The sequence below is a fragment of the Nocardioides sp. T2.26MG-1 genome (assembly GCF_950101795.1).
GTDB lineage: Bacteria > Actinomycetota > Actinomycetes > Propionibacteriales > Nocardioidaceae > Nocardioides.
The window spans coordinates 255,915-266,147 of record NZ_CATNLZ010000035.1 but is presented as its reverse complement, the minus strand read 5'-3'; the positions used below and the strand labels follow the sequence as shown (position 1 = coordinate 266,147).

General features: G+C 71.9%; 12 protein-coding genes. 1 reads left to right on the top strand and 11 read right to left on the bottom strand.

Annotated features, from left to right (window positions below):
- Positions 1 to 52 precede the first annotated feature (52 nt).
- From QQZ14_RS23235 to rpsB, 7 genes are all read right to left on the bottom strand, one after another.
- On the bottom strand, positions 53 to 436 hold the full coding sequence (locus QQZ14_RS23235) for a hypothetical protein (protein WP_284536801.1): 384 nt from the start codon (positions 434 to 436) through the stop codon (positions 53 to 55).
- Positions 436 to 963: a histidine phosphatase family protein gene (locus QQZ14_RS23230; protein WP_284536800.1), complete on the bottom strand. Its 528-nt coding sequence runs from the start codon at positions 961 to 963 to the stop codon at positions 436 to 438. Before QQZ14_RS23230 ends, QQZ14_RS23235 begins: the two co-directional genes overlap by 1 nt.
- Positions 963 to 1,865 (bottom strand): phosphatidate cytidylyltransferase, encoded by a 903-nt coding sequence (locus QQZ14_RS23225; RefSeq protein ID WP_284536799.1) that lies wholly within the window; start codon positions 1,863 to 1,865, stop codon positions 963 to 965. Before QQZ14_RS23225 ends, QQZ14_RS23230 begins: the two co-directional genes overlap by 1 nt.
- 15 nt (positions 1,866 to 1,880) lie before the next feature.
- Complete coding sequence (frr, locus tag QQZ14_RS23220; protein WP_284536808.1) at positions 1,881 to 2,435, bottom strand: ribosome recycling factor; 555 nt, start codon at positions 2,433 to 2,435, stop codon at positions 1,881 to 1,883.
- Positions 2,436 to 2,483: 48 nt separating this feature from the next.
- The gene (gene pyrH / locus QQZ14_RS23215; RefSeq protein ID WP_284536798.1) at positions 2,484 to 3,197 is read right to left on the bottom strand and encodes a UMP kinase; all 714 of its coding nucleotides are present in this window, start codon (positions 3,195 to 3,197) and stop codon (positions 2,484 to 2,486) included.
- A gap of 104 nt (positions 3,198 to 3,301) precedes the next feature.
- The gene (gene tsf, locus QQZ14_RS23210; RefSeq protein WP_284536797.1) at positions 3,302 to 4,114 is read right to left on the bottom strand and encodes a translation elongation factor Ts; all 813 of its coding nucleotides are present in this window, start codon (positions 4,112 to 4,114) and stop codon (positions 3,302 to 3,304) included.
- Between the two features lie 63 nt (positions 4,115 to 4,177).
- Entirely contained in the window at positions 4,178 to 5,173 is a 996-nt protein-coding gene (gene rpsB, locus QQZ14_RS23205) for a 30S ribosomal protein S2 (protein WP_284536796.1), read from the bottom strand.
- Between the two features lie 388 nt (positions 5,174 to 5,561).
- Here rpsB and QQZ14_RS23200 point away from each other — a divergent pair, with 388 nt between their 5' ends.
- The gene (locus tag QQZ14_RS23200; RefSeq protein ID WP_284536795.1) at positions 5,562 to 6,191 is read left to right on the top strand and encodes a M23 family metallopeptidase; all 630 of its coding nucleotides are present in this window, start codon (positions 5,562 to 5,564) and stop codon (positions 6,189 to 6,191) included.
- Here the strand turns inward: QQZ14_RS23200 and QQZ14_RS23195 are convergent.
- From QQZ14_RS23195 to QQZ14_RS23180, 4 genes are all read right to left on the bottom strand, one after another.
- Positions 6,164 to 7,063 (bottom strand): tyrosine recombinase XerC, encoded by a 900-nt coding sequence (locus QQZ14_RS23195; protein WP_446740518.1) that lies wholly within the window; start codon positions 7,061 to 7,063, stop codon positions 6,164 to 6,166. The two genes, QQZ14_RS23200 and QQZ14_RS23195, sit on opposite strands and share 28 nt — an antisense overlap.
- A gap of 67 nt (positions 7,064 to 7,130) precedes the next feature.
- A complete protein-coding gene (gene dprA, locus QQZ14_RS23190) occupies positions 7,131 to 8,264 on the bottom strand; it encodes a DNA-processing protein DprA (RefSeq protein ID WP_284536793.1) in 1,134 nt (377 codons plus the stop codon).
- Positions 8,261 to 9,847 (bottom strand): YifB family Mg chelatase-like AAA ATPase, encoded by a 1,587-nt coding sequence (locus QQZ14_RS23185; protein ID WP_284536792.1) that lies wholly within the window; start codon positions 9,845 to 9,847, stop codon positions 8,261 to 8,263. The genes dprA and QQZ14_RS23185 overlap by 4 nt, the downstream gene beginning before the upstream one ends.
- Complete coding sequence (locus QQZ14_RS23180; RefSeq protein WP_284536791.1) at positions 9,847 to 10,221, bottom strand: YraN family protein; 375 nt, start codon at positions 10,219 to 10,221, stop codon at positions 9,847 to 9,849. The genes QQZ14_RS23185 and QQZ14_RS23180 overlap by 1 nt, the downstream gene beginning before the upstream one ends.
- Between the last annotated feature and the right edge of the window lie 12 nt (positions 10,222 to 10,233).

Below are 10,233 nucleotides of genomic sequence, written 5' to 3'. Positions count from 1 at the left end.
CATCCCATCCGGGTGGGTGGGCGGGCCATTCGCCGGAGCCAGGCTCCGCAGGTCAGCTCTGGTAGGTGACCATGTACCAGAGGACCACGGCGCTCACGCCGCCCACGACGAGAGCGGTCACCGCCATCCCGATCAGCATGTAGCGGCCGAACCGGCGGGTGCGGGGAGCGATCACGAGCCCGATCGGCACCACGAGCGTCACCAGCACCAGCGGGAACAGGTCCTCGGCGGTGTGGTAGTCGAAGATCCAGCCCAGGATCGCCGCGAACAGGCCCGGCACCACGATCACGAACGCCAGGCCGGTGAAGAACCCGGTGAGCGAGGTGAACGTCGGGTGGTCGCGGTGCCACCAGTCCGGCACGCGCTCGGGGGCGGGCGCCGGCTCCGGCGTCGCCTCGTTCACGGTGCTGCTCGGGTGGTCCGGGTCGGTCGACATCAGGGCGACTCTACGACCGGATCGACCTCGATGACGTCCGGCATGCCGAGAAGGGCCCATCGGTCGAGGTCCGGCTCCGCGCCGGTCAGCTCGGCCGCGAGGACGGTCCAGGCGGTGCCGTGGCCGACCAGCACGAGGTCCTCGCTCGGGTGGTCGGCGATGAGGAGGCGGACGCTGGTCGCCACCCGCTCGCGGGTCACCGCCAGCGGCTCCCACCCGGGGTGGGCCGACCGGGTCGGGTCGGCGAAGGCACGCCGTACGACGGCCTCGAAGCGGTCGATCCAGTCGCCGGTGTCGCGGATCTGCTCGGCCAGTCCCTCGACGATCCCGACCGGGCCGTCGGTGAGCAGCTGGGCGGTGGCGACCGCCTTGGGCTCCGGCGAGCAGAACCAGTGGCCGTCGTCCGGCAGCCGCCCGGACTCGCGTAACGCCCAGATGTCCTCGAAGCCGGCGGGGTCGAGCTCCCAGGCGCTCGGGAGCAGGCCCGGCTCGACGAGCGGGCGTCCGTGCCGCACCAGGTAGAGCATCAGTACACGAGGTAGTGGAGGAGCAGCCAGATCGGGGCGATCGTGGCGAGCAGCGAGTCGAGACGGTCCATCAGTCCGCCATGGCCCGGGATGACCTGGCTCATGTCCTTGATGCCGAGGTCGCGCTTGATGACGGACTCGCACAGGTCGCCGAGGGTGGCCATCACGACCGTGATCAGGCCGAGCAGCAGGCCGACCCACCAGTCGCCGTCGAGCAGGTAGACCACGAGCGCCCAGCCGGCGAGCAGGCAGAAGAGCACCGAGCCCGCGAAGCCCTCCCACGACTTCTTCGGCGAGATGACCGGGGCCATCGGGTGCCGCCCGAACAGGACACCGGCGACGTACCCGCCGATGTCGGAGGCGATCGTGACCAGCACGAACGCGACGATCCCCTGTACGCCGGCGTCATCGAGCCCGGCGGCGTTGGCGCCCCCACCCTCGGAGAGCAGCAGCGTGACGAACGACCCGAGGAACGGCACGTACACCAGGACGAACACGGACCCGGTGGCGTTCTGGACGTATCCGGCGACGCCTCGCCGGAGGAGCCAGAGCATGATCACCAGGGCCGTCACCGCGGTTGCGGTGACGAGCGCCGGTGCACCCCAGAAGTACGCGACCACGACCATGACGACGCCGCCGACCATCAGCGGCTGCTCCGGCAGGTCGATGTCCAGGGCCCGGAAGCCCCGGTGCAGCTCCCAGATCGCCACCACGACCGCCACGGCGACGATCACCATGAAGGCGGTCTTCCAGAACAGCAGCGAGAGCGCGATCGCGCTCAGCAGCACGACCGCGGAGGCGACGGCGGCGCGCAGGTCGCGGCCGGCGCGGCCGTGGTCCTTGGCGGTCGGTGGGACCGGTGAGGGACTGGCCTGCGGCCTCGCGGACGGCGCGTCGGGCATGAGGGTTCCGACTGCTCAGACCTCGAGCAGCTCGGACTCCTTGTGCTTGAGCAGCTCGTCGATCACGTCGGTGTGCTTCTTGGTCATGCCGTCCAGGCGCTTCTCGGCACCGGTGACGTCGTCCTTGCCGACCTCGCCGTCCTTCTCGAGCTTCTCGAGGTGCTGCTTGGCGGTGCGGCGCAGGTTGCGGACCGCGACCCGGCCCTCCTCGGCCTTGGTGCGTGCCACCTTGATGTACTCCTTGCGCCGCTCCTCGGTCAGCTCGGGGAACACGCAGCGGATCACCTTGCCGTCGTCGGCCGGGTTGACACCCAGGTCGGAGTCGCGGATCGCCTTGATGATGTTGTGCATGGCGCCCTGGTCGTAGGGCGCGATCAGGATGATCCGGGCCTCGGGAGCGGTGAACGACGCGAGCTGCTGCAGCGGGGTCGGCGAACCGTAGTAGTCGACGACGATCTTGCTGAACATGCTCGGGCTGACCCGACCGGCGCGGATCGCTGCGAACTCCTCGCGCGTCGCCTCGACCGACTTGTCCATCTTGCCGTCGGCCTCGTGGAGGATGTCGTTGATCACGGGTGCTCCTAGCGTTGCTGGTCGATGCTCGTCGTCGGGGCTGGGTCAGCCGGCGCTCACGAGCGTCCCAATCTTCTCACCATGCACGACCCGCAGGATGTTGCCCTCCGGCTCCATGCCGAACACGACCATGGGCAGCTTGTTCTCGCCGCACAGCGCGAACGCCGTCTGGTCCATGATCCTCAGACCCCGGGCGATCGCCTCGTCGTAGGTGAGGTCGTCGAACTTGGTCGCGGTGGGATCGAGGTGGGGGTCGGCGGTGTAGACGCCGTCCACGCCGTTCTTGGCGACGAGCACGACGTCGCACTTGCTCTCGAGGGCGCGCTGGACGGCGACGGTGTCGGTGGAGAAGAACGGCATGCCCATGCCCGCCCCGAAGATCACCACGCGACCCTTCTCCATGTGCCGGATCGCACGCCGCGGGATGTACGGCTCGGCGACCTGGCCCATGGTGATCGCGGTCTGGACGCGGGTCTCGACGCCCATCTTCTCCAGGAAGTCCTGGAGGGCAAGGCAGTTCATCACGATGCCGAGCATGCCCATGTAGTCGGCACGGACCCGGTCCATGCCGCGCTGCTGCAGCTCGGCTCCCCGGAAGAAGTTGCCACCACCGGTGACGATCGCGATCTGGACGCCGGCGTTGACGACGCCGGCGATCTCGCGGGCGACGGTCTGGACGACGTCGGGGTCGACGCCGACCTCGCCGCCGCCGAACATCTCGCCCGACAGCTTCAGCAGGACGCGCTTGTATCCGGTCACGGGCGGCTCCTCGGGTGGGCGGGGCAGGAGAAGGCCGGTCCGATGATCAGGGTCGCTGACATCGAACCGGCCTCCTCGTGTACGTCTGGCTAGAACCTATCCGGTTACGCGCCGACCTCGAAACGGGCGAAACGCTTCACGGTGGTGCCGGCCTCGTCCAGGACGGCCTTCACGGTGCGCTTGCTCTCGGTGACCGACGGCTGCTCCAGCAGGACGACGTCCTTGAAGAAGCCGTTGAGCCGGCCCTCGGTGATCTTGGCGATCGCCTGCTCGGGCTTGCCCTCCTCGCGCGAGGTCGCCTCGGCGATCTCGCGCTCCTTGGCCACGATGTCCGCGGGGACCTCGTCGCGGGTGAGGTACTGCGGGCGCATCGCCGCGATCTGCATCGCGGCGCCCCGGGCACCGGCCTCGGCGCCGTCGTACTCCACGAGCACCCCGACGGCCGGCGGCAGGTCCGCGGCACGCTTGTGCATGTAGGTCACGACCGGACCGTCGAAGTAGGCGACGCGACCCAGGGCGATCTTCTCGCCGATGGTGATCGCCAGGTTCTCGACGACCTCGCCGACCGTCTTGTCGCCCAGCTTGACCGACTTGAGCGTCTCGGCGTCGCCGGCCTTGGCCTCGTTGGCGACGTCGGCGATCTGCTGCGCGGCGGCGACGAAGTCGTCGCCCTTCGCCACGAAGTCGGTCTCGCAGTTGAGCTCGACGAGCGCGCCGCCGGAGGTGGCGACCAGCCCGTTCGATGCCTCGCGCTCGGCACCCCGCTCGGCCATCTTCTTGCCGAGCTTGATGCGGATCAGCTCGGCGGCCTTCTCGAAGTCGCCGTCGGCCTCGACGAGCGCCTTCTTGCAGTCCATCATGCCGGCGCCGGTGAGCTCACGGAGCTTCTTGACGTCGGCGGCGGAGATGTTCGCCATGGTCCTTCTTCCTCGAAGTGTTGGAAGGTTGTCGCGGATGTTCCTGGTGACCGGACCGGCCGGTCAGGCCTCGACCTCGGCGGCCGGCTCAGCGGCAGCCGGGGTCTCCTCAGCGGCAGCCTCGTCCGTGGCGGCCTCGGGAGCGGCCTCGGCGGCCGGCTCGTCGGTGGCGGCCTCAGCAGCCTCGGTGGCCTCCGCGGCCTCGCTGGCGGCACCGGTCGCCTCGGCGGCCGGGGTCTCCTCGGCGGCGTCGCCACCGGTCGCCGCGACAGCGGCCTGCTCGGCCTCGCCGCCCAGGAGCTCGCGCTCCCACTCGGCCAGCGGCTCCTCGGCGCCCACGGCCTCGGTGCCCTCGCCGGCCTTGACGCCGGAGCGGGCGATGAGGCCCTCGGCGACGGCGTCGGCGACCACGCGGGTCAGCAGACCCACGGCGCGGATCGCGTCGTCGTTGCCCGGGATCGGGAAGTCGACCAGGTCGGGGTCGCAGTTGGAGTCCAGGATGCCGATGATCGGGATGTGGAGCTTGCGCGCCTCCTCGACGGCGAGGTGCTCCTTGTTGGTGTCGACGATCCACACCGCAGAGGGGGTCCGCGTCATCTCGCGGATGCCGCCGAGCGACTTGTTGAGCTTGTCGCGCTCGCGGCGCATCTGCAGCAGCTCCTTCTTGGTGCGGCTGCTGCCGGCGACGTCGTCGAAGTCGATCTCGTCGAGCTCCTTGAGGCGGTTGATCCGCTGGTGCACCGTCTGGAAGTTGGTGAGCATGCCGCCGAGCCAGCGCTGGTTGACGTAGGGCATGCCGACGCGGGTCGCCTGCTCGGCGATCGCCTCCTGGGCCTGCTTCTTCGTCCCGACGAACATGATCGTGCCGCCCTTGGCGACGGTCTCCTTGACGAAGGCGTACGACCGGTCGATGTAGGCCAGCGACTGCTGCAGGTCGATGATGTAGATGCCGTTGCGCTCGGTCATGATGAAGCGCTTCATCTTCGGGTTCCAGCGACGGGTCTGGTGTCCGAAGTGCACGCCGCTCTCGAGCAGCTGGCGCATGGTGACGACTGCCATGGTTTCTCCTGTTGTGTCGGGCACCGCCACCGTTGCCGTCCGGCCTTCAGCAGGCCGGACCGGGGCGGACCCGGTCGTTGTTTACAGTTGCTGCACCCGACGGGTGTCGGCTGCCCTGACGCTCGCGCGCGACCCGACCGTCCGGTTGCCCGGACGGACTGAAAGTCGTCGCCCACGGGTGGTCGGGACCTCGGAGGTGCAGGGCCCGTCGCGGTCTGCGAGCGTGCGAAGTCAATCCGCAAGGATTGCTCCGGTCAGCGTAGTCGACACCGGCGGACACCCGCCAATCGCGGCCCGCTCATCGTCCACCCCTCGCGTTGCGGCGCGCGTCTCCACCGTGCCCGACGGCCACGATGCGGGCGTGCGCCGGGCGGGGCAGGGTCGGGCCATGGCTCGTCGACTCCCGCTGCTGCTCTGTCTGGTCGTGGCGCACGCCCTGCTCCCGGCCCTGCTGCTGGCGGCGCCGGCCCGGGCGGCCGAGGCCGATCCGGTCGGGGTCTGGCCGCTGCTGCCCGTGCCCGAGGTCGTCGCCGGGTTCGACCCGCCCAGCGACCCCTGGGGTGCGGGTCACCGCGGCGTGGACCTGCTCGGGTCGCCCGGCCAGACGGTCCGCGCCTCGCTCCCGGGCCGGGTGACGTGGGCGGGCATGCTGGCCGGGCGTGGGGTCGTGGTCATCGACCACGGCTCGACCCGCACCACCTACGAACCGGTCGGTGCCACGGTCGGAGTCGGTACGACGGTGGCCGCCGGGGACCCGCTGGGTCACCTGACGTCGGCCGGGTCGCACTGCCCCCCCCGGGCGTGCCTGCACTGGGGCTGGATCCGGGGCGAGACCTACCTCGACCCGCTGCGCCTCATCGGGGCCGGTCCGGTGCGGTTGTTGCCCCTGTGGCGCGACGAGCCGGCCACGACGGGCGTCTCGCCGACGCGGTGGCGGCCGCTGCCACTGCCATACGCCGCGTTCGTCGCGCCGTTGGTGCTGTGGTCGCGCTACGCCCGCGGGTGCGCCTGCTGGTAGGCCCGCCGCAGGCGGTCGGTGCTGACGTGGGTGTAGATCTGCGTGGTCGCCAACGAGGCGTGGCCGAGGAGCTCCTGCACCGACCGCAGGTCCGCGCCGCCCTCCAGCAGGTGGGTGGCGGCGGTGTGCCGCAGCCCGTGCGGCCCGATGTCCGGCGCCCCGGGCACGTCGGCGATCCGGCGGTGCACGACCGTGCGCACGGCCCGCTGGTCGATCCGGCCGCCCCGGGCACCGAGGAACAGTGCTGCTCCGCTGCCGGGCACCGCGAGCAGCGGACGGCCCTGCTTGAGCCAGAAGTCGACCGCCCGCGCGGCCGGGCGGCCGAACGGCACGGACCGCTCCTTGCGCCCCTTGCCGAAGACCCGGACGACGTTGCGCTCGCGGTCGAGGTCGTCGATGTCGAGACCGACCAGCTCTCCCACCCGGATGCCGGTGGCGTAGAGCAGCTCGAGCATCGCGACGTCGCGCAGCCCGACCGGGCTGCCGTCGTCGGCATGCTCGGCGGCCACACGCACCAGCTCCGCCGCCTCGTCCGCACGCAGCACCGGCGGCAACGACCGGTGCGCCTTCGGGGCGCCGAGGCTGGCACCTGCGTCGACCGGGGACCGTCCGGTGCGCGCGAGCCAGGCCGTGAAGACCCGCGCGGCAGTCGCCCGCCGCGCGATCGTGGTGCGGGACCGACCGAGGCTCTGCTGCTTGGCCAGCCAGCTGCGCAGGGTGCGGAGGTCGAGCTCACCTGCCTCGGTGTGCCCGAGACGGGCGGCGTGCCCGAGCAGTCCGGCCACGTCCCCGACGTACGCCCGGACCGTGTGTGCGGTCAGGTCGCGCTCGGCGGCCAGGTGCCGCTCGTACTCCCCGAGCACCCGGGTCATCGCCTCGGGCAGGTCGGTCGCCTGCTCCTCGTCGCTCACGTGCCGAGTCTAGGAAGACCGGGGGCGGCTACTCGCGAGCGAGCGCGGCGAGCCGCCATCCGCCTGGGACCTGCTCGGCCAGCCCCTGCTCGGCCAGCGTGGCCAGCACGCCCCGGGTGTCGGCGAGCAGGAGGCCGGCGGTGCGGGCGATCGAGGCCTCCGGCGCGGCCTGCACCACCGGGACGGCGTCGAGGACCTGCCGCTGCCGAGTGGTGAGCCGGTCGCGCGGACGGACCGGTCCGCGCGGCTCCTCGACGAGGTGCTCCCCCGCGGCGCTGACCTCCTCGAGCACCTCCGCTCCGGACGTCACCAGGGTCGCGGCCTGGGAGCGGATCAGCTGGTGCACCCCCTGGGACGGGGCGCTGGTGACCGGCCCCGGCACCCCCATCACCGGCCGGTTGAGCCGGGTCGCCCAGTTGGCGGTGTTGAGGGCGCCGCTGCGCACGGCGGCCTCGACGACCACGGTGCCCGTGGTGAGCGCCGCGATCAGGCGGTTGCGCGCCAGGAAGCGGATCTGGGTCGGCGCCCACCCGGGAATGGCCTCGGACACCACGGCTCCGTGGGCGGCGATGTGCTCGATGAGCTGGCGGTGGGAGGCGGGGTAGACGCGGTCGGCACCGCACGCGAGCACGGCCACGGTCGTCCCGCCGCCGGCGAGCGCACCGCGGTGCCCGGCCTGGTCGATCCCGTAGGCGGCTCCGGACACGACGCAACGGCCGGCTGCGGCCACGTCCGCCGCAAGGTCGGCCGCGACGTCGGCACCGTAGGTCGTGGCCGACCGGGAGCCGACGACCGCCACCGAGCCGACGAGCTGGTCGAGTCGGACCGGACCCCGCACCCAGAGACCGACCGGGACGCCGCCGCGGTTCTGCAGCGGCGCGGTGAGCGCCAGGTCGTCGAGCTGGGAGGGCCACTCCTCATCTCCCGGGACGACGAACCGCAGGCCCTGCACCGCCGCCTCCGCGAGGGTGCGCTCGGGATCGGACGCCGAGCGCCGAGCCTCGGGGTCGGTCTGGAGGTCGTCGATCGTCCGCTGGCCGACCAGCATGTCGAGGACCCGAGGGGCACCGTGCTGGGTGACGGCGTCGAGCAGTCGAGGATCCCCCGGCTCACCGAGGGCGTTGATCGCAACCCGCGCGAGCCGGTCGTCGAGCGCGGTCATCCCGTGCGCTCCAGCATCGAGAGCAGCAACGGCTCGCCGGTGCGCAGCCGCAGCGCGGTGTCGACCTCGTGGAGGCCGGGGTGGTCCAAGCCCCGCAGGTCGGCGACGGTCCACGCGAGGCGGTGCACGCGGGTCGCGCCGCGGCGGCTCAGCCGGCCGGCGTAGAGCTGGTCGTCGACCGCCTTCTGGCCGGCCTTGGTCAGCGGCCACCGGTCGCGCAGCACCGGCCCGGGGGCGTGGGCGTTGAGACGCCAGCTCTCGTCCGCGTAGCGCTCCGCCTGCCGGGCTCGGGCCGCCTCCACCCGGCGCCGCACCACCGCCGACGACTCACTCGGTGCGAGGTCGAGCCGAGCGTCGCGCCGGCGCAGCGCCCGCAGCTGGCGGACGATGTCGACCCGGTCGGCAACGGGTCCGGTCACCTTGTTGCGGTAGTCGCGGCGCTGGACCTCGCGGCAGATGCAGTGGTTCTCCCGGACGTCGCCGCTGTAGTCGCCGCAGGGACACGGGTTGGCGGCGAGCACGACCATGCCGCGGGCGGGAAGGGTGACCGACTCGTCGCGCCGCGCGACCGTGACGTCGCCGTTCTCGAGCGGCTGGCGCAGCGCCTCGATCACGTCGGACCGGAACAAGGGGAACTCGTCGAGGAACAGCACCCCGGTGTGGGCCTTGCTCACCTCACCGGGACGCACCACACCCAGGCCACCCCCGATGAGGCTGGCCTTGCTGGCGTCGTGGTGTGGAGCCGAGAACGGCGGTCTGGTCGGGAACCCGGCATCGGGGTCGAGCGCCCCGGCCAGCGAGTGGATGGCGCTGAGCTCGAGCGACTCCGCCGGGCTGAGGTCGGGGAGGATCCCCGGGATCCGCTCGGCGAGGCTGGTCTTGCCGCATCCCTTGGGCCCCGAGAGCAGCAGGTGGTGGCCCCCCGCAGCCGCGACCTCGACGGCGTAGCGCGCGTCGTCGACGCCGACCAGGTCGGCGAGGTCGAGCTCGTCGAGCCGCTCCTGACCGCGCCACGCCAGGAGCCGCGTCCCGGAGAGGGGGGCGACCGGGGGTGCCTCGGGCACCTCCTCGTCGCGGAGCACAGCGACGACCTGTCCCAGCGACCGGACCCCGATCACGCTCATGTCGGGGACCATCGCGGCCTCGGCCGCCTGCGGCTCGGGGACGAAGACCGCGCGGATCCCGCGCTCGGCCGCGGCCATCACCATCGGCAGCACCCCGGCGGCGGCGCGCAGGTTGCCGTCGAGGGTGAGCTCGCCGATGAAGGCGGTGCCGTCGAGCGTGGAGGCCGGCACGCTGCCGGCCGCCGCCAGCACCGACACCGCGATCGCCATGTCGAAGTGGGTGCCACTCTTGAGCAGGTCGGCCGGGGACAGCAGGATCGTGATCCGCCGGGTGGCCGGCCAGTCGAGCTGGCTGTTGATGATCGCCATCCGGCACCGGTCGCGGGACTCGTTGATCATCGTGTCCGCCCGGCCGACCATGGTGACCCCCACCTGGCCCGGTGAGACGTCGGCCTGGACGTCGATGAGGTGGCCGACGGCGCCGTGGAGCGAGACGGTGTGGGCGGTCGCGAAGGGCATCAGCCGATCCCCCGCACGTGGTCGAGGATCGAGGACCCGCGTCGAGGCCGGACGATGCCGACCATGTCGATGCGGACGTCGCGGACGGCCACGCCGCGCTCCTCGATCCACCGGGTCGCGAGCCGCCGCAGTCGCGCGAGCTTGATGTCCGTCACGGCCTCGTGCGGGGTGCCGTAGCGCACGCTGCTGCGGGTCTTGACCTCGCAGACGACCAGCACGTCGCCGTCGCGGAGGACGAGGTCGATCTCCCCCGCCTCGCACCGCCAGTTGCGGTCGAGCACCACCATGCCCTGGGCCACCAGGTGCCGCATCGCGAGGGTCTCGCCGTAGGCCCCGAGGGCCTGCTTGATCGCCGCTGCTGTCGAACTCGTCATGTCCTCGACCTC